22 protein-coding genes are annotated in these 24,870 nt (G+C 61.4%); 7 read left to right on the plus strand and 15 right to left on the minus strand.

The window, feature by feature from the left end; genetic code table 11:
- Nucleotides 1–2: 2 nt before the first annotated feature.
- From AC5SSZ_RS00520 to AC5SSZ_RS00570, 11 genes are all read right to left on the minus strand, one after another.
- Nucleotides 3–941: a LysR family transcriptional regulator gene (locus AC5SSZ_RS00520; RefSeq protein ID WP_495436121.1), complete on the minus strand. Its 939-nt coding sequence runs from the start codon at nucleotides 939–941 to the stop codon at nucleotides 3–5.
- Between the two features lie 122 nt (nucleotides 942–1,063).
- Nucleotides 1,064–2,476: an MmgE/PrpD family protein gene (locus AC5SSZ_RS00525; RefSeq protein WP_495436124.1), complete on the minus strand. Its 1,413-nt coding sequence runs from the start codon at nucleotides 2,474–2,476 to the stop codon at nucleotides 1,064–1,066.
- Nucleotides 2,473–3,132 carry a cysteine hydrolase family protein gene (locus AC5SSZ_RS00530; RefSeq protein ID WP_495436125.1) on the minus strand — a complete coding sequence of 220 codons (660 nt, stop codon included), beginning with the start codon at nucleotides 3,130–3,132 and terminating at the stop codon, nucleotides 2,473–2,475. The genes AC5SSZ_RS00525 and AC5SSZ_RS00530 overlap by 4 nt, the downstream gene beginning before the upstream one ends.
- On the minus strand, nucleotides 3,129–4,046 hold the full coding sequence (locus AC5SSZ_RS00535) for a polysaccharide deacetylase family protein (RefSeq protein WP_495436127.1): 918 nt from the start codon (nucleotides 4,044–4,046) through the stop codon (nucleotides 3,129–3,131). Before AC5SSZ_RS00535 ends, AC5SSZ_RS00530 begins: the two co-directional genes overlap by 4 nt.
- Nucleotides 4,047–4,329: 283 nt before the next feature.
- Nucleotides 4,330–7,773, minus strand: a complete 3,444-nt coding sequence (locus AC5SSZ_RS00540; RefSeq protein WP_495436129.1) for a pyruvate carboxylase — start codon at nucleotides 7,771–7,773, stop codon at nucleotides 4,330–4,332.
- Between the two features lie 70 nt (nucleotides 7,774–7,843).
- Nucleotides 7,844–8,773: an electron transfer flavoprotein subunit alpha/FixB family protein gene (locus tag AC5SSZ_RS00545; RefSeq protein WP_495436131.1), complete on the minus strand. Its 930-nt coding sequence runs from the start codon at nucleotides 8,771–8,773 to the stop codon at nucleotides 7,844–7,846.
- On the minus strand, nucleotides 8,773–9,531 hold the full coding sequence (locus AC5SSZ_RS00550; RefSeq protein WP_065271505.1) for an electron transfer flavoprotein subunit beta/FixA family protein: 759 nt from the start codon (nucleotides 9,529–9,531) through the stop codon (nucleotides 8,773–8,775). The genes AC5SSZ_RS00545 and AC5SSZ_RS00550 overlap by 1 nt, the downstream gene beginning before the upstream one ends.
- 37 nt (nucleotides 9,532–9,568) lie before the next feature.
- On the minus strand, nucleotides 9,569–10,363 hold the full coding sequence (locus AC5SSZ_RS00555; RefSeq protein ID WP_495436134.1) for an HpcH/HpaI aldolase/citrate lyase family protein: 795 nt from the start codon (nucleotides 10,361–10,363) through the stop codon (nucleotides 9,569–9,571).
- Nucleotides 10,363–11,202 carry an HTD2 family dehydratase gene (locus AC5SSZ_RS00560; RefSeq protein WP_495436136.1) on the minus strand — a complete coding sequence of 280 codons (840 nt, stop codon included), beginning with the start codon at nucleotides 11,200–11,202 and terminating at the stop codon, nucleotides 10,363–10,365. Before AC5SSZ_RS00560 ends, AC5SSZ_RS00555 begins: the two co-directional genes overlap by 1 nt.
- A gap of 1 nt (nucleotide 11,203) precedes the next feature.
- A complete protein-coding gene (locus tag AC5SSZ_RS00565; protein ID WP_495436138.1) occupies nucleotides 11,204–12,301 on the minus strand; it encodes a CaiB/BaiF CoA transferase family protein in 1,098 nt (365 codons plus the stop codon).
- A complete protein-coding gene (locus AC5SSZ_RS00570) occupies nucleotides 12,301–13,464 on the minus strand; it encodes an acyl-CoA dehydrogenase family protein (RefSeq protein WP_274832614.1) in 1,164 nt (387 codons plus the stop codon). The genes AC5SSZ_RS00565 and AC5SSZ_RS00570 overlap by 1 nt, the downstream gene beginning before the upstream one ends.
- A gap of 127 nt (nucleotides 13,465–13,591) precedes the next feature.
- On the opposite strand from AC5SSZ_RS00570, the gene AC5SSZ_RS00575 reads away from it, so the two are divergent.
- From AC5SSZ_RS00575 to AC5SSZ_RS00595, 5 genes are all read left to right on the plus strand, one after another.
- Nucleotides 13,592–14,539 carry a LysR family transcriptional regulator gene (locus AC5SSZ_RS00575; protein ID WP_495436140.1) on the plus strand — a complete coding sequence of 316 codons (948 nt, stop codon included), beginning with the start codon at nucleotides 13,592–13,594 and terminating at the stop codon, nucleotides 14,537–14,539.
- Between the two features lie 273 nt (nucleotides 14,540–14,812).
- A complete protein-coding gene (locus tag AC5SSZ_RS00580; RefSeq protein ID WP_274829799.1) occupies nucleotides 14,813–15,460 on the plus strand; it encodes a DsbA family oxidoreductase in 648 nt (215 codons plus the stop codon).
- Between the two features lie 88 nt (nucleotides 15,461–15,548).
- A complete protein-coding gene (locus tag AC5SSZ_RS00585; RefSeq protein ID WP_065271385.1) occupies nucleotides 15,549–16,442 on the plus strand; it encodes a LysR family transcriptional regulator in 894 nt (297 codons plus the stop codon).
- A gap of 489 nt (nucleotides 16,443–16,931) precedes the next feature.
- Nucleotides 16,932–18,668 (plus strand): ATP-binding protein, encoded by a 1,737-nt coding sequence (locus AC5SSZ_RS00590; RefSeq protein ID WP_495436143.1) that lies wholly within the window; start codon nucleotides 16,932–16,934, stop codon nucleotides 18,666–18,668.
- Between the two features lie 428 nt (nucleotides 18,669–19,096).
- Nucleotides 19,097–19,702, plus strand: coding sequence for an acyl-homoserine-lactone synthase (locus AC5SSZ_RS00595; protein ID WP_495436145.1), 606 nt, complete (start codon nucleotides 19,097–19,099; stop codon nucleotides 19,700–19,702).
- Between the two features lie 145 nt (nucleotides 19,703–19,847).
- Here AC5SSZ_RS00595 and AC5SSZ_RS00600 read toward each other — a convergent pair whose 3' ends face one another.
- From AC5SSZ_RS00600 to AC5SSZ_RS00615, 4 genes are all read right to left on the minus strand, one after another.
- Nucleotides 19,848–21,488 (minus strand): BCCT family transporter, encoded by a 1,641-nt coding sequence (locus AC5SSZ_RS00600; RefSeq protein ID WP_495436147.1) that lies wholly within the window; start codon nucleotides 21,486–21,488, stop codon nucleotides 19,848–19,850.
- A gap of 52 nt (nucleotides 21,489–21,540) precedes the next feature.
- Nucleotides 21,541–21,957, minus strand: a complete 417-nt coding sequence (locus tag AC5SSZ_RS00605; RefSeq protein ID WP_065271382.1) for a universal stress protein — start codon at nucleotides 21,955–21,957, stop codon at nucleotides 21,541–21,543.
- Between the two features lie 16 nt (nucleotides 21,958–21,973).
- Nucleotides 21,974–22,312, minus strand: coding sequence for a hypothetical protein (locus tag AC5SSZ_RS00610; protein ID WP_495436151.1), 339 nt, complete (start codon nucleotides 22,310–22,312; stop codon nucleotides 21,974–21,976).
- A 125-nt stretch (nucleotides 22,313–22,437) separates the two neighbouring features.
- A complete protein-coding gene (locus AC5SSZ_RS00615) occupies nucleotides 22,438–22,926 on the minus strand; it encodes a peroxiredoxin (RefSeq protein WP_065271381.1) in 489 nt (162 codons plus the stop codon).
- 98 nt (nucleotides 22,927–23,024) lie between these two features.
- Between AC5SSZ_RS00615 and AC5SSZ_RS00620 the strand changes: the two genes are divergently transcribed.
- Together AC5SSZ_RS00620 and rsmD are read left to right on the plus strand one after the other, a co-directional pair.
- The gene (locus AC5SSZ_RS00620) at nucleotides 23,025–24,236 is read left to right on the plus strand and encodes an NAD(P)/FAD-dependent oxidoreductase (protein ID WP_495436154.1); all 1,212 of its coding nucleotides are present in this window, start codon (nucleotides 23,025–23,027) and stop codon (nucleotides 24,234–24,236) included.
- On the plus strand, nucleotides 24,233–24,793 hold the full coding sequence (rsmD, locus tag AC5SSZ_RS00625) for a 16S rRNA (guanine(966)-N(2))-methyltransferase RsmD (RefSeq protein ID WP_274834938.1): 561 nt from the start codon (nucleotides 24,233–24,235) through the stop codon (nucleotides 24,791–24,793). The genes AC5SSZ_RS00620 and rsmD overlap by 4 nt, the downstream gene beginning before the upstream one ends.
- The last annotated feature ends 77 nt before the right edge of the window (nucleotides 24,794–24,870 follow it).

A 24,870-nucleotide genomic window follows, 5' to 3' on the forward strand; every position in this document is an offset into this window, starting at 1 on the left:
GGTCAATCGGCCTGCCGCTTTGACAAGATGCCCTGCCATTCGCTGCTGGCGGCCATATCATGCACGATATCACCGCAGAGCTGGGCGACGATGCGCATCGACGCCCGCACCGGGTGGTGCGTGGTCGTGGCCAGAACCAATGTCCGACGCAGATGCATGGGATCGATCTGAGTGGCGACTATGCGTCCCTCCGCGATCTCGCGCTGTACCGCGTTGAAGGGCAGAATGGTGGCGACATTGCCGGTTTCCACCATGCGCACGATGGTCATCAGAGAGTCCACCTCGTGTTCCACGGTCAAGGAGCCGCCCATATCGTTGCAGACTTGGTCAAGCAGCGCGCGCAGGCCGTGGCGGCGGCTGGGCAGCACCATCGGGTAATCCTTAAGGTCCGTGATCTGGATCGGCGTCTCTGGCGGGGCGGTCGTGTCTCCGCGTTGCAGCAGGTAGAGGCTCTCATGCAGCAGCTCATCAGCGATATAATGCTTGGTCCGCGGTGCCTTGTAGAACAGGGCGACATCGATAAGGCCGGTGGTCAGAAGTTCGCTCACATCACCGCTGAAGGCCTCGACGATGCGCAAATCGACGCCCGGGTGTTCACGCCGCAGGGTGTCGAGCAGGCGCGGTAGCAGGATGTGGCTTTCCGTCGGTGGCACGCCAAGCGTGACCTTGCCTTCTATAACGCCTTTCAAGGCACGGACATCGTGCTCCATCTCTCCGATATCCGCCAGAATCTTGCGCACGCGGCCATCAAAGACACGGCCTGCGCTGGTCAGTTTCATACCGCGCCCGGTACGATGGAACAGGGGCACGCCCAGTTCCTCTTCCAGAAGTCTCAGCTGACGGCTGATCGCAGGTTGCGCCACCGACAGTTTGACGGCGGCGCGTGACACGCTTGCCTCGTCCGCAAGCGCGACAAAATAATGTAATTGGCGCATTTCCATGGAAAAAAGTCCGGCGGTTCGTGATGGTCCGTTGCGATCTGTCGGCCGGACTGATGCCCGGGGCAGGCATAGTTTAAACCAGAAAGATCACGGAACAAAACGAAACCGCCGGACTGGGGGGATCAGCCGTTCACCAGATCCAGAAGGCCGCGCGCACTGGGCAATGTGTCGAGCGACCAGATGCTATCGAGCACCTTGCGGGTCTGTGTGTCGGACAGGATCCCCGAGACGCAATCCATGAATTTGCCTTCCAGTTCCTCATCGGACAGCGGGTTGTCCGGCCCGCCGCGATAGCGGTCGTCCGAGAAGCGTTGAATGGTCTTGCCCGATTTCGTCACCACCTCAATCCGCGACAGGATCTTTTCGTGCCCCATCGCCGCGATATCGGGATCGAACTGCGTCTCGACGCGCTGCTGCATAGCCTGGCACTCCGGGCTCTGCACGAAGGCATCGGTGAATTCAGCCTTGCCTGCCCGACCGGTCAGGATGATCGCCGACAGCAGGAAGGCCATGCAGAATTTGCCTTCCAGTTCGGTCTGGGCAATGCGGAAGCGGATCGGATGCAGGATGTTGTTTGAAGCAAAGAGCGTGACGCTTTCGATATCCTCTGGGGACAGCGCGTGCTCTTCCATCAGCGCCTTCATGGTATCCATCGACGGATGGGTCAGAACTCCGCAGGGATAGGGTTTGATGCTGACGCCCGGTTCGCCCAGCGAGAACGGGTTGCCAAAGCGACCCATCACAAGGTCCGGCTCGCCGCCGCGCCCCGCCACCGACAGATAGCCCCATTTGCCATCGAGCGCCTCACCGTTGAAGGTAAAGCCTTCCTGCGCCAGCAGCGCGCTGGTGACGCCGTTCTCCGACGAGCGTCCTACGTGCATCGGTTTGCCCATGCTGCCAAAGTTGGCGCGGATGCCCGCAGCCATCGAGGCCGCGCCGCCCAGGGCCTGCGCGGTACGACCCCCATCCAGGCCGATCATCCGCGCTGCCGCAGCCGCCGACCCGAAGGTGCCGATTGTGCCGCTGGTGTGGAAGCCGAGGTTATAGTGGTCGGGATTGATCGCCTCGGCGATCTTGCACTCGACCTCGACCCCGGCAACAAAACTGGTGATCAGGTCCTTGCCACTGACCTTAGGATTGGTTTCGGCCAGCGCCAGGGCGGCGGCCAGCGGCGGCACGGTCGGATGGGTCAGCAAGCCATAGGGCCGGTTTGGACCTTCGGCGACCTGGGTGTCGTCCCAATCCATCGCATGCCCGGCCAGCCCGTTCCAGAAGGCCGCCTGCTGCGCCGAAAGCTGCAGATCCGGATTGCCGACAGGCCGGGCCACCGGTCGCGCTCCGGCCTTGCGCAGGTAACGGTCGGCGACCTGCAGAGCTTCCTGCTCGGTGCCTGCCAGCATGACGCCAAGCCCGTCGATGATGCAGCGTTTGGCGATATGCAGCGTTTCTGCGGGAATATCCTCATAGGCCAGGCTGGCGGCGAAACCTGCGGCTTCGGCCGTCAGGCTGTCCTGTTTGGTCATTGCGTCTTTCATTGGGGGGCTCCTTTCCAGGCCTTGATCAGGTCGGCGCTGTCGCAGACCAGTCCAAAGCGGGCATTGGCGGTTTTGAGGGTTGCTTCGTGCAGTTCCTGATTCCACGAGGCGCAGCCGTCGCGGGGCAGGGCGGTGTAATGTCCGGTCTCGAATGCATCGCGCAGTGTGCTTTCGACACAAACGTTGGTCGAAACGCCGGTTGGCACTACCGACCGTATCCCCCGGGCGCGCAGCACGGTGTCCAGATTGGTGCCCTTGAAGGCGCTGTAGCGGTGCTTGTGGATCACCGGCTCTCCCGGTTCCGGGGCCAGTTGCGGGATGAACTCGGCACCTTCGCTGCCTTCCATCGCGATCCGGTCCGAGGCATAGGTGGCGCGCCTGCGCTGGGCCAGCCAGGGCGCGGTATCGCTGCGGTGCCGCTCCAGCGTCCAGAACCCAACATGGCAGACCAGAACGCCTGCCGCGCGGGCTGCGCTCAGCAGGTCTTGCAAGGTGGGAATGATGGCCCGCGCGGCATCCAGCGGTCGCCCGGCCTGGCTGGTGGCATAGCCGTCGAGACAGAAATCCTTCTGCATGTCGATGATCAGCAGCGCAGTATGATGCGGTGCGAAGCGCGCGGCGAAACCGTCCAGAATTTCGGGCTCATCTCGGTTCATCGGGCTGCCTCCTCTGTGTACCAGTCGGCAATCTGCGATCCGGTCATGAAGGTGACGTCGTCTCGGGCCTGCAGCAGGTCGATCATCTGCACCAGATAGGGGAAGCGGTGGGGCACGCCGATCAGATGCGGGTGCAGACCTATCCCAAGCACCCGTGCCCCTTCGGGTTCCTCGGGGCTGTCGAAACAGGCCAGCGTCGCCTGCAGTCGCTTCAGCATTTCGGCAGAGCTGTGTTTTTCCACGGCGTAGACAACCGAGTCGTTGATCTCCAGCGTGTAGGGCATGGCAATCAGCGGGGTCGGCATGGCCTGCATCCGCTGCGGTACGTCATCAACGTTCCAGTCGCAGAGGTATTCCACACCATGGGCCGAGAGGATGTCCGGGGTGTCCGTGGTTTCCCGCAGTCCCGGGCTCAGCCAGCCGCGCACGGGGCGTCCGGTGAACTGCTCAAGCTTGTGCAATGTGCTGCGGATGACATCCGTTTCGCTGCGGCCGCCCTGCAGACTGGTCTGATGCATGCCGTGACCGATGAATTCCCAGCCAGCATCGCGGATCGCTTCGGCGCAATCGGGGTAGGCGTCGATGACGGTCGCGTTGACGCTGGCGGACACCGGCAACCCGCGCGATGTCAGCAATGACAGAAGGCGCGCCATCCCGGCCCGCATGCCGTAATCCGCCCAGCAGAAATTCGGCACGTCCGGGACCTGCTCCCGCCCATGCGGTGCGGTCAGCACCTTGCGCGGCATGTCCTGATCAAACGGCCAGTATTCGACGTTTACCACCAGGTTGACGATCAGGCGTTTGCCGCCCGGCCCCTGCAAAGGGGGCTGCTGATGCGCCAGCCGGTAGGGAATGCGGGGATTGGCCTGAAGCGCGCTGGAAAGCGCCCCAGGCGGTGACAAGACGTCGTCCATGTTCCATCCTGAATTTATTCGACGATTGCGTCGGAGTTTTCCGGTAACCCGCGTGGGATGCGGATCCTGCGGCAGCTTTGAAAAGATGCCGTCGTCAGAATGTCAGCAGGGGGTCACAGGTACCAATCCCATTGGGTGCAAGCGGTTATAACAAAACGCGATGGCAGCTTTCCGGAGCTGGTGAGTATGGCCGTGAACCGGTCCGACAACGGCAGCGCCCCGGCCTTAACGGGGCCGGGGCGCTGCGCATCCGAGTGTAGTTTTGTGGTCTGGGCCTTGTGTCTTACTCCAGCTCGATGAGGAGGTCCTTTGCATCGATCTGGCCGCCGGGCTGGACGTGCACGGCCTTGACCACCGCGTCGCGTTCGGCGTGCAGGCCGGTTTCCATCTTCATCGCTTCGATGGTCAGCAGCATATCGCCCTCATGCACCTGCTGGCCAACTTGGACCGCGACCGAGGCGACGACGCCGGGCATCGGCGCGCCGATGTGGTCGGGGTTGCCCGCTTCGGCCTTGGGACGGGCAGCGGTGGTGGATTTCACCAGACGGTTCGGCACCCGGATCACCCGCGGCTGGCCGTTGAGTTCGAAGAACACCTTCACCTCGCCGTTCTCATCGGTCTCGCCGATGGCCTGCAGGCGGATCTCCAGCGTCTTGCCGGGGTCGATCTCGGCCGAGATTTCCTCGCCCGGTTCCATCCCGTAAAAGAACGCCCGTGTCGGCAGGCTGCGCACCGGGCCGTACTGGCGATGGCGGCCCATGTAATCGAGGAACACCTTGGGATACATCAGGTAGCCATTCAGATCCTCGTCATCGACTGCCTTGCCTTCCAGCTGCTGGGACAGCTCGGCGCGGGTGGCTTCCAGATCGACCGGCTCCAGATGTTTGCCGGGGCGCTCGAGGTTGGGCTTTTCGCCTTTCAGCACCTTGTCCACGATACCCGCCGGAAAGCCGCCCGGCGGCTGGCCGAGGTTGCCGCGCAGCATGTCGACAACGGAATCGGGGAAGGAGAGATCGGTCTGCGGATCCTCCACCTCTTCGCGGCTGAGGCCCTGGCTCACCATCATCAGCGCCATGTCACCGACCACCTTGGAGGAGGGCGTCACCTTGACGATATCGCCGAACATCTGGTTCACATCCGCATAGGTCTGGGCGACCTCGTGCCAGCGCTCTTCCAGTCCCAGGGAGCGCGCCTGCGCCTTGAGGTTGGTGAACTGGCCACCCGGCATCTCGTGCAGGTAAACTTCCGAGGCCGGAGCCTGAAGGCCAGACTCAAAGGCTGCGTATTGCGCCCGCACCTGTTCCCAGTAATCGCTGATCTCGCGGATCTTGGCGATATCCAGCCCGGTGTCGCGGTCGGTGTTGCGCAGACCTTCGACGATCGACCCCAGACAGGGCTGCGAGGTGCCGCCACTGAACGCATCCATCGCCGCATCCACTGCATCGACGCCCGCATCGGCGGCAGCCAGAATGGTCGCCCCGGCGATGCCGGAGGTGTCATGCGTGTGGAAGTGGACCGGCAGGCCGACCTCTTCCTTCAGCGCCTTCACCAGCTGACGCGCGGCGGCGGGTTTGAGGAGGCCCGCCATATCCTTGAGGCCCAGAATATGGGCGCCCGCGGCTTCCAGATCCTTGGCCATGCCGACGTAGTACTTGAGGTCATACTTGGCCCGGTCCGGATCCATGATGTCGCCGGTATAGCAGATGGTGCCTTCGCAGATCTTGCCGCTCTCCACCACCGCATCCATCGCGACGCGCATGTTCTCCACCCAGTTGAGGCTGTCAAAGACCCGGAAGACATCGACGCCGGTGATCGCGGCCTGTTTCACAAAGGCCTGCACCACGTTGTCGGGGTAGTTGGTGTAGCCCACCCCGTTGGAGGCGCGCAGCAGCATCTGGGTTATCACGTTGGGCATCGCCTCGCGCAGGTCCCGCAGCCGCTGCCAGGGGCATTCCTGCAAGAAGCGATAAGCCACGTCAAAGGTGGCTCCGCCCCAGCATTCCACCGAGAACAGCTGGCTGAGGCTTTGTGCATAGGCGGGTGCCACGCGGATCATGTCGATGGAGCGCATGCGGGTGGCGAGCAAGCTCTGGTGGCCGTCGCGCATGGTGGTATCGGTCAGCAAGAGCTGGCGCTGCGCCTTCATCCAGTCGGCCACCGCCTGGGCGCCTTTCTGCTCCAGCAGGTTGCGGGTGCCATAGGGCAGGGCGCCGGTCTCGACCTTCGGCGGGCGCGGATCCTTCAGACCCGCTTTCGGCTCGGCGCGGCCCTCGGTCTCCGGGTGACCGTTGACGGAGATGTCGGCGATATAGGTCAGCACCTTGGTGCCGCGGTCCTGGCGCTTGGCGAAGTTGAACAGCTCCGGCGTCTCGTCGATGAACTTGGTGGTGTATTCATTGCTGAGGAAGGTCGGGTGCTTCAGCAGGTTCTCGACAAAGGCAATGTTGGTGGAGACCCCGCGCACCCGGAATTCGCGCAGGGCCCGGTCCATCCGCGCGATGGCTTTCTCCGGGGTCGGCGCCCAGGCGGTGACCTTGGTCAACAGGCTGTCGTAATAGCGGGTGATCACCCCGCCCGCATAAGCGGTGCCGCCATCAAGGCGAATGCCCATGCCGGTCGCGGAGCGATAGGCGGTGATACGGCCGTAATCGGGGATGAAGTTGTTGAGCGGATCCTCGGTGGTGACCCGGGTCTGCAGCGCATGCCCGTTCAGGCGGATCTCGGACTGATCGGCCTTGCCGGTGGCCTCGGCAATGCTCTTGCCCTCGGCGATCAGGATCTGCGCCTGCACGATGTCGATGCCGGTGACTTCCTCGGTGACGGTGTGTTCCACCTGAACGCGGGGGTTCACCTCGATGAAGTAGAACTTGCCGGTTTCCATATCCATCAGGAATTCGACGGTACCGGCGCATTCATAGTTCACATGGGCACAGATTCTGCGGCCCAGATCGCAGATCTCGGCGCGCTGGTCTTCGCTCAGATAAGGCGCCGGGGCGCGCTCCACGACTTTCTGGTTGCGGCGCTGGACTGAGCAATCCCGCTCGAACAGGTGATAGATCTCACCGTGCTTGTCGCCAAGGATCTGCACCTCGACGTGGCGGGCGCGGGTGATCATCTTTTCGAGATAGCCCTCGCCATTGCCAAAGGCGGCTTCGGCCTCGCGGCGGCCTTCCAGAACTTTCTCTTCCAGCTCAGCCTCGGAGAGGATCGGCCGCATGCCGCGACCGCCACCGCCCCAGGAAGCCTTGAGCATCAGCGGATAGCCGACCTCACCCGCTTCCTTGCGGATGGCGTCCATGTCATCGCCCAGAACCTCGGTCGCGGGAATGACCGGCACGCCTGCCTCGATGGCGACGCGGCGGGCCGAGGCTTTGTCGCCAAGGGCGCGCATCGTCTCGGCCTTGGGGCCGATGAAGGTGATGCCATTGCGGGCGCAGGCATCGACGAAATCAGGGTTTTCCGACAACAGACCATAGCCCGGATGGATCGCATCTGCGCCGCTTTCCTTGGCAACGCGGATGATCTCATCAATCGACAGATAGGCCGCCACAGGCCCCAAGCCTTCGCCGATCCGGTAGGCCTCATCCGCCTTGAACCGGTGCAGGCCAAGCTTGTCCTCCTCGGCGTAGACCGCAACGGTCTTCTTGCCCATCTCATTCGCAGCCCGCATCACGCGGATCGCTATCTCGCCGCGGTTGGCGATCAGAATTTTCGAAAAGCGCTGCATGTGTGGCCTCCATCAGGCAAGTTGGTCGCCCGCCCTTGCAATCGGGGCATGGGCGGGCAGAACTGGGATTTTAGCCCAGTTTTTCGGTGAGTTCGGGGACGGCCTGGAACAGGTCTGCCACGAGGCCATAATCGGCAACCTGGAAGATCGGTGCCTCTTCGTCCTTGTTGATGGCGACGATGATCTTGGAGTCCTTCATGCCCGCCAGGTGCTGGATCGCGCCGGAGATGCCGACCGCGACATAAAGCTCGGGGGCGACGACCTTGCCGGTCTGGCCCACCTGCCAGTCGTTCGGCGCATAGCCGGAATCGACCGCAGCACGCGAGGCACCAACTGCAGCGCCCAGCTTGTCCGCCAGACCTTCGATCAGTTTGAAGTCCTCTTCGGAGCCGACACCGCGACCACCGGAGACAACAACGCCAGCCGAGGTCAGTTCGGGGCGGTCGCTTTCGGCAACCTTGTCTTCGACCCATTCGGACAGGCCGGGGTTCTCGGCTGCGCCGGTGGTTTCAACAGCGGCAGAGCCGCCCTCACCAGCCGCGTCAAAGGTCGAAGTCCGGAAGGAGATGACCTTTTTGGCGTCTTTCGACTTCACGGTCTGGATCGCGTTGCCGGCATAGATCGGACGCTCGAAGGTGTCGGCGTCGACAACCGCGGTCACATCCGAGATCACCATCACGTCCAGCAGCGCCGCGACGCGCGGCAGCACGTTCTTGGCGTCGGTGGTCGCAGGCGCCACGATGTGGCTGTAATCGCCAGCCAGCGACACGATCAGCGCTGCAGTCGGCTCGGCCAGGCGGTGACCCAGCGTGGCGTCCTCGGCGACCAGCACCTTGGCCACGCCGTCGATCTTGGCAGCAGCGTCGCCCGCGGCAGCAGCCGATGCACCTGCACAAAGCACGGTCACATCGCCCAGCGCCTTGGAGGCGGAGACAGCCTTGGCGGTGGCGTCCATCGCCAGTTCGCCATTATTCACTTCAGCAAGGAGAAGAACAGCCATTACACAGCCCCCGCTTCTTTGAGTTTCGCAACCAGTTCGTCAACCGAACCGACCATGATGCCAGCCGAGCGGGCCTGCGGTTCGGTGGTGGAGACGATTTCAAGACGCGGGGAGACGTCGACGCCGTAATCGGCAGCGGTTTTCTCGTCCAGCGGCTTTTTCTTGGCCTTCATGATGTTCGGCAGCGAGGCATAGCGCGGCTCGTTGAGGCGCAGGTCCACGGTGACGATGGCGGGCATCTTGACCGAGATGGTCTGCAGACCGCCGTCCACCTCGCGGGTGACCTTGGCGCTGTCGCCGTCGATGTCGACTTCGGAGGCAAAGGTGCCCTGCGACCAGCCCAGCAGTGCGGACAGCATCTGACCGGTGGCGTTCATGTCGTTGTCGATCGCCTGCTTGCCTGCGAGCACCAGACCGGGCTGCTCTTCCTCGACGACCTTGGCGAGGATCTTGGCCACGGCCAGCGGTTCGATATCGGTGTGCACGTCATCGGCGGCGACAACCAGGATGGCGCGGTCTGCGCCCATGGCCAGTGCGGTGCGCAGGGTTTCCTGTGCCTGTTTTACGCCGATCGAGACCGCAACGACCTCATCCGCCTTACCGGCTTCTTTCAGGCGAATGGCCTCTTCGACGGCGATTTCGTCAAAGGGGTTCATCGACATTTTGACGTTGGCGAGATCGACACCGCTTCCGTCCGCTTTGACGCGGACCTTCACGTTATAGTCAATCACGCGTTTGACAGGCACGAGTACCTTCATGTTCAGACTTCCTTTCGCTTTGGGCGGTGGGGTGGGATCAGGCAGTTGCGAGCGCCCCAAGAATGGCTCGCGCGCGCAGGCGGACGGGTTCATCGACCATGGCGCCATCGACGGTCGTCGCGCCGTCGCCAGAGGCAAGGACCCGTTTTGCCCAGTGGATTTCATTCGCCGAGGGGGCAAAGGCGCGCTGCACCTCACCGACCTGCCGCGGATGGATGCAGAGTTTGCCAGACATGCCGAGGGCGCGCGCATGGGCGGCATCCGCCTGGGTTTCGGTCAGATCGTCCAGCCGCGCGGTAACCCCGTCGATGGGTGCGCAGATCCCGGCCAGACGGGCGGCAAGAACCAACTCGCTGCGGGCGGGCAGCAGCACCTCGCGCTGATGTGCAGCACCGATGTCGGCGCAGAAGTCGATCGAGCCGAACACCAGATGTGTCACGCCGGGCACCGCCGCGATGTCGCGGGCCGCCGCCAGCCCTGCGGCGCTTTCGATCAGGGCCAGCAGCGCCACATCAGGGCCGAGCGTTTCGGCCAGATCGGTAATCAAGGCGGGATCTTCGGATTTGGGCAGCATGAGACCAGCCACCGGCAAGGATGCGACGGCTGCGAGATCGGCCGCGTGCCAGGGGGTGCGGGGGGGATTGATGCGTACAATGACGGGCAGCTCGGTGAAATCGCATATCAGAGCGGCACGGGCGGCCTCCTTGTTGTCGCGTGATACCGCATCTTCGAGATCGAGTATGATCGCGTCGGTTCCGGACCGGGGTGCCTTGGCGAAAATGTCCGGCCGGTCAGCCGGAACGAACAACGGGGCGCGGATTGCGTCGGACATCACCATTGCGCCTGTGCCTCCATCGCGACAGGGCCACCGGGCGCGGCGGTCCACAGTCTGATCCCAGCCTCAGCCTCGGCGGCGCGCAGGCCAAGCCCTTGCGTGTCGTAGACAGGCGACAGGCTGCGGAAGCTGAAGTGGGCGGGCGCGGCGCCGCGCAGGTCGGCGGCGAATTGCGCCAGCAGGGTTGCCTGCATCGGGCCGTGTACTACCAGCCCGGGATAGCCTTCGTCCTCCTGGCAATAGGGGCGGTCGTAATGGATGCGATGGCCGTTGAAGGTCAGCGCCGAATAACGAAACAGCAATGTCGGCGTGGTGGCGATGTCGCGATTATGGGGTGCTGCCGGGGCCGTCGCAGCGGGGGAGGGCGGCTTGGCTGTGCCGGTGGGGGCGCCGCGATAGACGATATCCTGTCGTTCCGTGATCAGATCGCCGCTATTGCTGTTGAAATGATGGCGCACGGTTACAAAGCACAGGTCTCCGCTGCGGCCTGTCTTCAAAGCAACATCTTCGATCACTGAACGACGGGTGACAGTATCGCCGATGCAAAGCGGCGCGTGAAATGTCATCTCTCCGCCCGCCCACATGCGCCGGGGCAGGGGCACGGGTGGCAGAAAGCCGCCGCGTGCCGGATGCCCGTCGGGCCCGAGGGCTGCCGATGGGGCCACCGGCTGACACAGGCAGAGGTGGATCATAGGGGGGGCTTCGGCGCCTTCATCAAGCGGTCCGTCGCGGTCAAAGGTGGCGTTGAAGCGTTCCACAAGGGTCGGCATCAGCACTTCGGAGCGGGTTTCCTCGTGGCCAATCCAACTGCGCAGGTGGTCAAGATCGATATTCATTTCAGGTCTCCTGTGGTCGGAGTGCGGGCACCGGACCATAATGCGGCGTCTCGCCATGCCAGATCGGGGCGGGCGCCGGGTAGGACACTACGCCGTTCGGAGTCTCGACCGAGATACGGCGCAGGTGCGGGTGGTTTGAGAGGCCTTCCATGTCGTTGACCGAAGCGAGGGCGACATCTGCCACGCGCAGGGCCTCTATGGCCTCGGCGCCAGTTCTGCGGACGAATCCCCAGGCGACAAGGGCGTCGGTCTGATCCCGGTTCGCCACCCGCGCCACATTGGTAGCAAAGCGGGGATCATCGGCCAGATCGGGCTGATCGAGAAAATCGATGCAGAGTTTCTTCCATTCCCGGTCGCTTTGGATCGAGAGCAGAATCTGCGCGCCGTCGCTGGCCGTGAAGACCCCGTAGGGCGCGATTGACGGATGCGCCATCCCGATCCGCTTGGGTGGTTTGCCGCCTTCGTGGTTCAGCAGCGGCACGGTCAGCCAATCAGCCATGACGTCGAACATCGACAGCGATATCCGTGCGCCCTTTCCGGTCTTGTAACGCCGCAAGACCGCTTCGAGAACGGCGGAATAGGCGGTTGCCCCGGTGGCAATATCGACGATGGAAATGCCGACACGGGAGGGATCTGATGGCCCGCCGGTGATCGAGCACAGCCCGGATTCCGCCTGGATCAGCAGATCGTAGGCCTTGCGCTCTGCCATCGGTCCAGCTTCCCCATAGCCGCTGATCGAACAGGTGATAAGACGCGGGAAGTCCTCGGCCAGCCGATCAGCGCCAAATCCCAGCCGCTCCAGCGCGCCTGTCTTGAGGTTCTGGATCAGCACATCGGCATCGATCAGCAACCGCTCCAGTTCCGCCTTGCCCTCGGGCGCGGCCAGATTCAGCGTTACCGAGGTCTTGCCGCGGTTGAGCCAGACAAAATAGCTCGATTGGCCCTTCGCGACATCGTCATAACCACGGGCGAAATCTCCCTCGGGGCGTTCGATCTTGATCACCTCGGCGCCCGCATCCGCAAGGCGCGCAGTGCAGAAGGGGGCGGCTACGGCCTGTTCGATGGCCACCACCTTCAATCCTTCCAACGGGCGGCTCATCAGAACGACCTCGGCAGGCCCAGCACGTGTTCTGCCACGTAGCTGAGGATGAGATTGGTTGAAATCGGCGCCACCTGATACAGGCGGGTTTCGCGGAATTTACGCTCGACATCGTATTCGCAGGCAAAGCCGAAACCACCGTGGAATTGCAGGCAGGCGTTCGCGGCCTCCCAGCTGGCCTTGGCGGCGAGGTATTTCGCCATGTTCGCTTCGGCGCCACAGGGCTGGCCTGCATCATAAAGCCGACATGCCTTCTGCCGCATCAGGTTGGCAGCTTCGATTTCGACATAGGCTTCGGCGATGGGGAATTGCACGCCCTGGTTCTGGCCGATGGGGCGGCCAAAGACCGTACGTTCAGAGACGTATTGCGTCACACGGTCGGTGAACCAGTAGCCGTCCCCGATGCATTCGGCGGCGATCAGCGTGCGTTCGGCATTGAGCCCGGTCAGGATGTATTTGAAGCCCTTGCCTTCTTCGCCGATCAGGTTCTCCACGGGGATTTCCAGATTGTCGAAGAACAGCTCGTTGGTTTCGTGGTTGACCATGTTAGGGATCGGCCGGACGGTCATGCCCGACTGCATCGCTTCCTTGATGTCGACAAGGAAGATGGATAGGCCTTCGGATTTCTTCTTTACCTCGGACAGCGGCGTGGTGCGGGCAAGCAGGATCATCAGATCCGAATGCTGGACCCGGCTGATCCAGACCTTCTGGCCGTTCACAACGTATTTGTCGCCTTTCTTGACCGCGGTGGTCTTCAGCTGCGTCGTGTCGGTGCCGGTGGTGGGTTCGGTGACGCCCATGGATTGCAGACGCAATTCGCCGCTGGCCAGTTTTGGCAGGATGCGGCGCTTCTGATCCTCGGACCCATGCCGCACAAGGGTGTTCATATTATACATCTGCCCGTGGCAGGCGCCCGAATTGCCGCCGGCGCGGTTGATCTCTTCCATGATAATCGCCGCTTCGGTCAGGCCAAGGCCGGATCCGCCGTATTCTTCGGGGATGAGCGCCGCCATCCAGCCGGCACGGGTCAGGGCATCGACAAACTCTTCGGGGTAGGCGCGGGCCTCGTCGACTTTGCGGTGATATTCATCCGGGAACTCGGCGCATAGCGCGCGCACCGCATCGCGGATATCCTGAAATTCGTCGGTCTGCTGCTGGTACATTTGGGGTCTCCGGTTTGAGTCTTGCGAAGTCTTCGCTATTGCTCTGGATATGCCCGGCTTGCCCTGTATACATCAAATATCTATTAGTGCTTATAGGTATAACGTTTCTGTATATGGGGCGCGGATCGTGGATCTGAGACAGCTGCGATACTTTCTAGCCATCGTCGAAGAGGGTTCTTTTACTCGGGCAGCGCAGCGGGTGAATGTGGCGCAACCTGCCTTGTCCCTGCATGTGCGCAATATGGAAGAAGCCCTTGGAACGCCGTTGTTGCTACGCGCGCCACAGGGGGTTACCGCAACAGAGGCCGGAGAACTACTTGCCCGTCGCGCCCGAACGCTTCTGATGGATCTGGAGCGCACCGAAGAAGATCTGCGCAGTCTGGGCCGGGAGCCGACAGGAACGGTACGTCTGGGGCTGCCGGGGACCATCAGCGGTATTCTGTCGGTGCCGCTGATCGCGCGGTGCCGCGCGCGCTATCCAAAGATTAAGATCGTCATCGCCGAAGCGATGAGCGGCTTTGTCCGCGAATGGCTGCTGGATGGCGGTGTCGATCTGGCGGTTCTATATGCTGAATTGCGGGAAGCCGGGGTGCGGTCCGAACCGCTGCTGGATGAAGAGCTGGTGATGCTGGCCCCGCCTGAACAGGCCGGGGCAGGGCCGACCCCGCTTGACCACCTTGCGGATATTCCGCTGATCCTGCCTAGCGGCGCGCATGGGCTGCGCGCCATGCTGGAGGAAAAGCTGCGCGTGAAAGGCATCTCGGTCGCACCCGATATCGAAGTCGACAGTTACAGCAATATCAAACGGTTGGTTGAGCAGGGCTATGGGTGTTCGGTGTTGCCGTTCCACGCGGTGGCACAGGAGGCCTCCGCCGGGCGCTTGTCGGTTAGCCCGTTCGACGCACCGGGGCTGTGGCGCCGAACTTACCTAGCCCACACTACCGCGCGGCCGCTGACCCGCGCGGCATCGGCTGTCAGTGAAATCCTGACAACCGTTTCCGCAGAATTGATTGCTGATGGAACCTGGGCCGGGGCGCAACCAATTGCGACAAAGGCTGCGGATATCACTTCCTGACGGGGCAAGACCTTTTGGCAACTGGGCTGCGCTTCCTGCCTGATGGGGAGACCTGTGGGCATTCTTGAAGCTGATGAGAGATTGTCTTTCGAATTTCACGGTTAATCTTCTGGGTGGATCTGCGGATTGTCTTGCCTTCCCTTTGAAACCGTCAGCGAGGCCCGCAATGTTCGCTTCTCCCCCTGCCATTTTACTCCCCCAATCGAACCGCAACCGCGGGCTGCCGCAGATCCGTCCGGACGCCGCTGATTGGCACATCCGGGGGATGTTCAAATGAGCAGGCCGATCAAGATCGAATTCTTCCACGACACGGTGTGCGCCTGGTGTTTCAATCTTTCATCCCGCTTGCACATGGTAGCACATGAAATCAACCTCGACATTCGTCACCGGACCTTTGTGCTGCAGGCCAGCCGCCAGGAAATGGCACAGCGTTGGGGCAGCCCTGAGGCGGCGCGGAGTACCATTCTGGATCATTGGCGCCATTGCCGTGCGGCCAGCGATCAGCCGGAACACATCAATATTAACGCGATGCGGGCGGCCCGTTTCGATTATCCCCATGGCATGAACGCGGCGCTCGCGTGCAAGGCGGCGGAAACTTTTGGTGGTCAGGCACTGCACTGGGAGATGTTCGACCGGATCCAGCGGGCTCATCTGAGCGAAGCCCGCAATATCGCCGACCCGAAGGTGCTGGTGGATCTGGCGCAGGAACTGGGTCTGACCCCGGATCAGTTCAAGTGTCGCATGGAGGATCCGGCGGTGGCCCGGCAGGTCGACGCTGATCGGCATTTTGCCCGGGTGAACGGCGTGCAGGCCGTACCGACGCTGATCATCGCTGCAACGGGCACGCGGTTGCTGACTGGTTCTGTCGATGAGTTGCGGTCGCATCTGCGTGTTGTCGCGCGGCAAGTGGAGCATCTCTGAGCAGGTTACGCCTGGAGCGGTACGCGGGCAAAGCGCTTTGCAGAGCTAGCCCATCGTGTTTTATTTCTGGGAAGCAACGGAGAGAGCCATGGACAAGTTTGGTGTCATGCGGGCCTTCTGCCGCATTGTCGACCGTGGCAGCATGGCGCGCGCGGCAGAGGATCTGGGCGTGTCGTCCAGCTTGCTCAGCCGCGATCTGAAGCTGCTGGAAGAAAGCCTCGGCTGCAGGTTGATCACGCGCACCACCCGCAGCATGTCCCTGACCGAACACGGTCGGCTATATTACGAGCAGGCCGACCGCATCCTGCAGGCCGTTGATCTGGCCGAGCAGCAGGTGCGGTCTGGGGCGCAGGTGATGCGGGGCGAGTTGCGGATCAATGCGCCGCATTCCTTTGGCACGACGGTTCTGGCTGATTTGTTGCCCCGGTTCGCCAGTCGCTATCCTGACGTGCAGCTGTCGCTTGTGTTTGACGACAACGTGCTGGATCTGGTTCAGGGCGGCTTTGATGTGGCGATCCGCATCCGTGCCAGTCTGCCGGATTCGGGGTTGATCGCGCGCAAAATCATGCCCGTGCATCAGGGTGTTTTCGCCAGCCCCGAATATCTTGCAGATTGCGGCCAGCCTGAGGCTCCGGAGGATCTGAAAAGACACAGAACACTGTCCTATAGCCTTGCTGAAACTCCGCTGACTTGGGAATTTAATGGGCCGCAAAGACGGGTTACGGTGCCGATTTCGCCCCAGCTGCGCCTTGGCAGCAGCATTGTCCTGCGTGACATGATCAAGGCCGATATGGGGATTGGCAGCTTGCCGAATTTCCTGTCAGCCCCGCTTGAGGCGACGGGCCGGATTGTCCGGGTTCTGCCAGACTGGCATCTGCCAGAACGCACGGTCTACACGCTTGCCGCGTCACGCCTAAGCGCGGATGCTAAGGTGATGGCTTTCAACGATTTCCTGGCTGCGGAATTGGCGGGTCGGCCCTGACAGCCAGCAAGGATGCAGTTGCGGCGCTCCTGGTCGGCGACCGGTCCAAACACCCTGATTTCCGAATTGACCGTCAAACTTCTGATCGTACCCAACGACAGGAGCGCCGCGTGACAGATAGCGGGGCTAAAGAGGGGCTTATGGCCCATAGAGTGAGCTCTCGGCACTCGTTTCGAGTCCGATGCTCAACACCCAGCACCCTACATCCGAAGCGAGACGTTCCGGTCACAATTTTCCCGGAAAAGGATGCGAGGGAGGCTTTGGAACGTCGCTGGCCGCCGGGATGCGCAGCCTGAGATTGCATCGATTGGCTGCAAATAGGCGATAATTCGCCGTATGCGCGAGTTATTTTGAACATTGGTCATCATTTGGCCGTAATCTCAACGTAGAGTTTTTCAGTTGCCCGTGGTCCGATGGGCGATTGAAGACCTTCGGCGTCCGTTAGCCATCACAAGGAACGAGGGAACGGGCAATGGAAGGAGGATGCGTATGTTTGCTTTGCCGCCAGACGTCAAAAGCGCCATAGCTACCCAGAACGATCTCGTCCGCGCGGATCTGCCATCCCGTTTCGCGTCGATTACGCTTGTCTCGCTCCTGTCCCTTTTCTTCGTGCCAATCCCAGTGGTGGCCACCATATATCTGGTCTATGGGCTGATCGAGATCATCGGTGTCTACGTCTACAAGAAGCTGAGTAAAGAGGTCACAATCGGTTCGGTGCTTCTGTTTGCCGGATCTGCCTTTGCCGGCGTCTGGGTTTTCAATGCGATCCCGCTGCTTCTGTTTCTTCAGTCAGAACCCTTTCCCAAGCTGATGGGCTCAATGCTGTTGATCATCGCGCTCAATCACAGTGTGGTGGCGCGATCTGCCTGGATGTTCTTTGGCATTCTGACGGCGGTGCCAATCCTCTGCGTGTTTGGCTATATGATTGGTAGCTTCCTCTATAATTTCGCAAGCCCGGTGGAGATTGTGATCGCGACCATCGTGGTGGTTCTGGGGTCGGCCTATATGCTGCATGCCATGTGGGTGCAGCACCGGCTGACCGGCCGCCTGCGCGAGGCCTTGCGCGAAGCAGAGGCCGGAAGCCGTGCCAAGAGCCGGTTCCTTGCGGCGATGAGCCATGAGATCCGCACCCCTCTCAATGCCATTTGCGCCATGTCCGAACTGATCGAGGATGAACGCACCGACCGGCAGACGCTGCGTGAACGCACCCATCTGCTGCGTAAGTCTGCCCAGGCGCTGACCGGTATTCTGGACGATGTTCTGGATCACGCGAAAATCGAATCCGGACAGTTCGAGCTGAACCTGACAAATGCGGAGCCAAGGTCCGAAATCTCCAGCGCGGTGGAAATGTTTCGGGCGCCCGCCGATGAAAAGGGGCTGCAACTGATCGTCGATATCGAAGACAACGTGCCTGCCTATGCGGAATTCGATGCGCTGCGTGTCCGCCAGATCATCGGAAACTTGGTGTCCAATGCGGTCAAGTACACCGAGACGGGTCAGGTGCTGGTCGGGGCGCGCGGCGAACAGGTCGATGGTCAGACGGTTCTCACCGTTGAGGTGTCGGATACCGGACGCGGCATGACGCCGGATCAGACCGCACAGCTGTTCACGGAGTTCTACCGGGCAGAGGACAAGAACGCCCTCAGCGTGCCGGGCACGGGTCTTGGTCTGTCGATTGCACGGCGTTTTGCGCATATGATGGAGGGTGAAATCACAGTCAGGAGCAGCCCCGGCCGCGGAAGCTGTTTCACCTTTACATGCCCGGTCCGGGTTCTTGATAATTCGGAGATCGAGGCCCTGTCGCCGCAAACCCCGGATGAAGACCGAAGCGATCTTGGTGTTCGCTCGATCTTGCTGGTGGATGATACCGCGTCGAACCGGGTGGTGGTGCGTGCCTTCTTGAAAAACAGCGATGTTGAGATTGTCGAGGCAGGGAATGGTGTCGAAGCTCTGGCCTGTCTTGAGAAACAATCGGTGGATCTTGTGCTGCTCGACATGAAGATGCCGGTGATGGACGGCCGCGAAACCCTGGCGGAGCTGGCACGCCGTGGGGGTAGGATCGGCAATACGCCGGTGATCATGCTGACGGCCAACGCTGCGCCAGAGGACCAGGAATTGTTCCTCAAGCTAGGGGCGGCTGGGTATCTGGCAAAACCGGTCAAGAAGTCCGTGCTGCTATCTGAAATCCGAAGGGTTGCAACCGAACGCTTCATCCGCGCCGCCTGATGGCGTCCCGCTGGCCATGGCGCGCCGGGCGTTGGTCAGAGGCTCCGATCCTGAACAATGTCATGGGGAATGATCTGGTTCCGGTACTGAGCGTGCCTGCTGCCTGATCGTTCCGCCACGGTATACAGGTCTGCTGGTAAAGTCTGTCCGCGTCCGACGGCGCTTTCATATTCTCTGAAATAGATCTGTCCGGTCGGACCTGTGCCGGTTTGTTGCCTCGGCTTCGGCGGAACTGCGCCCATCCTTGAGCGGCCTTTAGAGAAAAGGCGCGTATAACGCGCACTTGCCCAAAAGTTGTGCGTGATGAGGTGGGAAACCCTCATCACGGTTAATTTAAAATTTACGATTTCTTGTGAAAGTTGATTCAAATTTGCTGAAAGTTTTCAGCGTCACATTGAGATTATGGAAAAAGGCGGCGGGACAGCCCGATGCAGTCGACAGAAATATCGTTCGACAACTTAGGAGAGACCGGTGCTTTGTTCACCGAGCTCCTGCGCGCGCGTTATCATCATTTTATCGAGGCGCGCGGCTGGGACCTGCCCAACGTGCGCGGGCTTGAGTTTGATCAGTATGATACCCCGGAGAGCATCTATTGCGCGATTCATGATGGCATGACGATCCATGGCGGTTTCCGGGTGACGCCCACCACTGCAAAATGCGGCAGCGCCAGCTATATGCTGCGCGATGCGCAACTGGGCCTGTTGCCGGATCTTCCTGCGGACATTCTGGATGCGCCCGCGCCACAGGACCCGAAGATCTGGGAGGTCAGTAGGGTCTTCGTCGATGATACGCTCAGCAGCCGCGAACGCATGCGTGTGCGCGGACAACTGGGGGTGAGCTTTGCCCGGATGGCCAAGGACTGGAACATTGATGCGTTCCTTTGCCTGACCTCTGTTTCGGCTGCTTTGCTGACGCGTCAGGCGGGGATCAACATCACCCCGGCCGGATTGCGCTTCGAAATCGAAGGGGAAACCTGTCAGGCTTACCATCTTAAGGTCGATGCCAAGAGGCTGCGTCGCAGCCGAGCGGCGTGATTCACAGCGGCAGGACTATGCGTCAGGGGCAGGACACTCTGCGCTGACTGTCTGATGACAGGCCCGCAGGGCAAACGAGACGGCAACGCAAAAGGGAGCCCTGATAAGGGCTCCCTTTCCTTTTTTTTTCACATGTGGGCGTTGTCTACGCCCGGGTTTCAGCGATCAGACCGCGCCAGATCGCCCAGCACATCAGAAGCAGCACCACGGTAAATGGCAGGCCTGTCGAGATGACCATCGCCTGCAGCGAAGCCAGTCCGCCGCCGATGAGCAGCGCAATCGCCACGGCGCCCTCGAAGACGCACCAGAACACACGCTGCGGGACCGGCGCATCGACCTTGCCGCCTGCGGTGATGGTATCGATCACCAGCGAACCGGAGTCCGAAGAGGTGACAAAGAATACGACCACCAGGATGATCCCAAGGAAGCTTGTGATCGAGGCCAGCGGCAGTTCGGCCAGCATCTTGAACAGTTTCAGCTCAAGCGGCGCTTCGGTCACGGTGGTGACGCCATCCTGAATGACCTGCTGGATGGCTGTGCCGCCAAAGACGCTCATCCACAGAACGCAGACCATCGAGGGGATCAGCAGTACGCAAATGATGAACTCACGCACGGTGCGGCCACGGCTGACGCGGGCGATGAACATGCCGACAAAGGGCGACCAGCTGATCCACCAGGCCCAGTAGAAGGCGGTCCAGCCTTGGCTGAAGTTGGTGTCTTCGCGGCCAATTGGGTTGGACAATGCGGGCAGATACTGGATGTAGGCGGCAAGGCTGTCCACGAAGCCGGTCAGGATCGCGATCGTGGGTCCGGCGATCAACACGAACAGCAACAGCAGGGCCGCAAGCCCCATGTTGATTTCGGACAGCACTTTCACCCCGCCGTCGAGGCCGCGGATCACGGAGATCAGTGCGATTGCCGTAATGCCGGTGATCAAAACAACCTCGGTCGTCGATCCCACGGGGATGCCGAACAGCTCATTCAGACCTGCATTCGCCTGTGTCGCACCAAAACCAAGCGAGGTTGCAAGGCCAAACAGGGTGGCGAAAACCGCCAGCACGTCGATGGTGTGCCCCGGCCAGCCCCAGACACGTTCGCCCAGGATCGGGTAGAAAGCCGAGCGAATGGTGAGCGGCAACCCCTTGTTGTAGGAAAACAGCGCCAGCGCCAGAGCGACAACCGCGTAGATCGCCCAGGGGTGCAGCCCCCAGTGGAAGATCGTTGCTGCCATGCCCAGGCGGACCGAAGCCGCCTGATCCCCGGCGGCTGCCCCCAGCGGTGCCCAATCGGTCCGCGCGCCATCCTCACCAGTGGAAATGCCGCCCATTGAGGTCGAATAATGGCTCATCGGTTCGGAGACGCCATAAAACATCAGGCCGATGCCCATGCCGGCGGCGAACAGCATCGCGAACCAGCCGATATAGCTGTAATCCGGTGTCGCATCCGCACCGCCAAGCCGCACCTTGCCCAAAGGCAGCACGATCAGCAACAGGCAGAACAGGACAAAAATGTTGGCAGCGCCCAGGAAGAACCAGTCAAAGGTGCTGGTCAGATAGGGGCGCAAGCTGCCGAAGATGTCGGCGGATTGCTCTGGCAGGGCCAGCGCATAGAAAACGAAGGCTACGATGGAAAGCCCGGAAATCAGGAAAACCGGGTTGTGAACATCGAGCCCGAACGGTCCAACTGTCGTTTCGATATTGTCCTGACCAATCGTGTAGTCGGTATCGATGATTTCTGCTGTCCCTTCGGGCTCGGGTATGCCCTGGTTGGTCGTTTCGTCGGCCATTTTGGAGGCCTCCCTTTATCAGATCTTACAAATGCTGTTCGCGGCTCTGTGGTCAGCCGCGCACGACAAACACCGAACATTTCGCATGCTCGGCAATTTTTCCGCCATTCGAGGGCCAGATATAGTCGAGCACGTTGGGCAGATGGCTGGCCATCACTACCAGGTCTGCACCCGTGTCCTTGGTGGCTTTCAGCAGCGCATCGTCGACATCCGTGGTCGGATCGTGGCTGACCACCGGCACTGCCGATGCGGTGAACCCGTGCTCTGCCGCTTGTGCCTTGGCGAATTCATCGAGTTTGACGGCATATTCGGCCGGATTATGCGCAGTGGCGCTGGGCGTAGAGGCGGTCACCCCAACAAACACGACTTCTGCCCCGTAATGCTTTGCGAGATCTGACGTGCACTTTAGGGCCTTCTCAAGATGCCCTTGATGCGCCAAGTCCACCGGCGCCATGATTTTCTTGAACACTCGGTTGTCCTTTCTCTCAGTTTGAAATTTTCGGCGGCTCATGTGTCGCAGCCGACCCCGGCGGGGGTGAAAAACCGCCCATCACATATCGATCACTGGGGTGAAAGTGATTTTTGATCTGTCTCCTCCTTGAGGAGCGTAACATCAAATCTGAGCCGCAGACAAACGAGGCGTTGAACTTTTGGTAGGGAATGCGGACCTGACGCTTTGGAATTTGCGGACGTTTAACAAAAATATATTCTTGAAAAACAATGTTTTGTTCGAAGGTCACGGGCTGCTTCAGGGCAAGCCGGGCCGGTGAAACGATTTCCAGAGGCGCGCCATCAGGCGCCGCGATCTGACAAATGCAGCCCATTCCAGTGGTCGAAATGAACGGGCTGCATTGGTTTTCTGCGGATGGGTTGGTCCGGAGTTCGGGGTGGCGAAGAGCGCCATCCCCATCCTGATCTGGCGCATCCGTGCCGCGGAGAGACCGCCGCCTCAGCCCATCGCGTCGAGCAGGCCCTCACCGGCAGAGAGTTCGCACTGGCCGGGGTTTTCCTCGCGGTTGAGGATCGTCACCTTGCCATCCTCGACCAGCATCGCATAGCGCAGCGAGCGGCCGATCAGCCCGGCGGGCGGCGCATCAAAGCGCATGCCGATGGCATCGGTAAATTCGCTTTGGGCGTCGGCCAGCATGGTGATACCTGCTTTGTCCGCGCCGGTTGCCTCGCCCCAGGCCTTCATCACGAAGGGATCGTTTGCCGATATGCAGATGATCTCATCCACGCCCTTGGCATCGAACTGATCCTTGGTGCGGATAAAGCTGGGCACATGGGCGGAATGGCAGGTCGGGGTAAAGGCGCCCGGAACGGCAAAGATGGCAACCTTACGGCCCTTGACCCTCTCGGCCATCTGCACCGGCTCGGGCCCTTCGGCCCCCATTTGCACCAGGGTGGCGTCCGGCAGGGTGTCTCCGACTGAAATCATCGCGCGTTCCTCTTCTGTCGTGATTGCGTTATCTATGGTCCCCCATATAGGGTCCGGTCAGACCGTGACCAGAACATGCGCAGGAGGCAAGAGGGGACATGAGCCACATCGTGGTAATCGGAGCAGGGCAGGCGGGATCGTCTCTTGTGGCCAAATTGCGCAAAGATGGATTTGACGGTGACATCACCCTGATCGGAGCCGAAACCGCGCTGCCTTACCAGCGGCCACCCCTGTCCAAGGCCTACCTGCTGGGTGAGATGGAGAAAGAGCGCCTGTTCCTGCGCCCCGAGAGTTTTTACGCCGACAATGACATCACCCTGAAACTGGGCGCCACCGTCACAGGGATTGATCCGGCGGCAAAGACGGTCAGCCTTGGGGATGAGGTGATCACCTATGATCAACTGGCTCTGACCACCGGTTCCGACCCGCGTCGCCTCCCGGCGGCCATCGGCGGCGATCTGGACGGGGTATTCGTTGTCCGTGGCCTGTCCGATGTGGATGCCATGGCGCCGCATGTGACGACAGGCAAGCGGGTGCTGATCGTGGGCGGTGGCTATATCGGGCTGGAGGCCGCAGCGGTCTGCGCCAAGCGTGGCTTGTCGGTGACCCTGGTCGAGATGGCAGATCGCATCCTGCAACGGGTGGCAGCGCCCGAGACCTCCGATTATTTCCGCGCCCTGCACAAGGGGCACGGTGTCGACATCCGCGAAGGCACGGGGCTGGAGCGGCTGGAAGGCGAAGACGGAAAGGTCGCGCGGGCGGTTCTGGGCGATGGTAGCACGCTGGACGTGGATTTCGTGGTGGTTGGTGTCGGTATCGCCCCGGCGACCACCCTGGCCGAGCAGGCCGGGCTGACGATTGAAAACGGCATCCGGGTCGATGCGCAGGGGCGGACCTCGGACCCTTCGATCTGGGCGGCGGGCGATTGCGCCTCGTTCCCTTACAAGGGGGAACGTATCCGGCTGGAAAGCGTGCCCAATGCCATCGACCAGTCCGAAATCGTGGCGCAGAACATGCTGGGCGCAGGCAAGGATTACGTGGCACAGCCTTGGTTCTGGTCCGACCAATATGATGTGAAATTGCAGATTGCGGGCCTCAACAGCGGCTATGACAACGTGGTCACCCGTCAGGGCGAGGGGAAAAGCGTGTCCTTCTGGTATTACAAGGGCGATCAGCTGGTGGCGGTCGACGCGATGAACGATCCGCGCGCCTATATGGTCGGCAAACGGCTGATCGATGCGGGCAAGACGGCTGACAAATCCGTGGTCGCCGATCCTGAAGCAGACTTGAAACCGCTGCTGCGGGCATGAGGATCATCGCAGGTGAGTTTCGCGGCCGCGCGCTGGCGGCCGTGGGCAAGGGCGATGCGGGTGCGCATCTGCGTCCGACGACCGACCGGGTGCGCGAAAGCCTGTTCAACGTGCTGATGCACACTGGTGCCATCGGCGGCGCCCGGGTGCTGGATCTCTTTGCCGGAACTGGCGCGCTGGGGCTTGAGGCGCTGTCGCGCGGCGCGGCTTTGGTCACATTTGTCGATGATGGACGCGTGGCGCAGGGGCTGATCCGCAAGAATGTCGGTATTTGCCGGGCCGAGGATCGCACGGCCCTGATCCGCCGCAGCGCCCTGAAGCTGGGGCAGAACCCCGATGCCCCCTATGACGTGATCTTCCTCGATCCGCCCTATGGCAAGGATCTGGGTCAAAAGGCGCTTGCCGTAGCCGATGCTGGCGGCTGGATCGCGCCTGGCGCCCTGATCGTGTGGGAGGAAAATGCTCCGATGACGCCGCCCGAGGGATACGAGGCGCAGGACAGCCGCAAATACGGCGATACCCATATCTCCCTGATGTGGCGAAGTGTTTCAGGTTGAAATGGGGTGGGCAGGAAACGGCCTGCGTTAGATTTGCTATGTGACGGTTCAGGCAATAGCCCTTAGCGGTATTTGTT

The sequence above is a fragment of the Phaeobacter sp. CC-HEC084 genome (genome assembly GCF_059429255.1).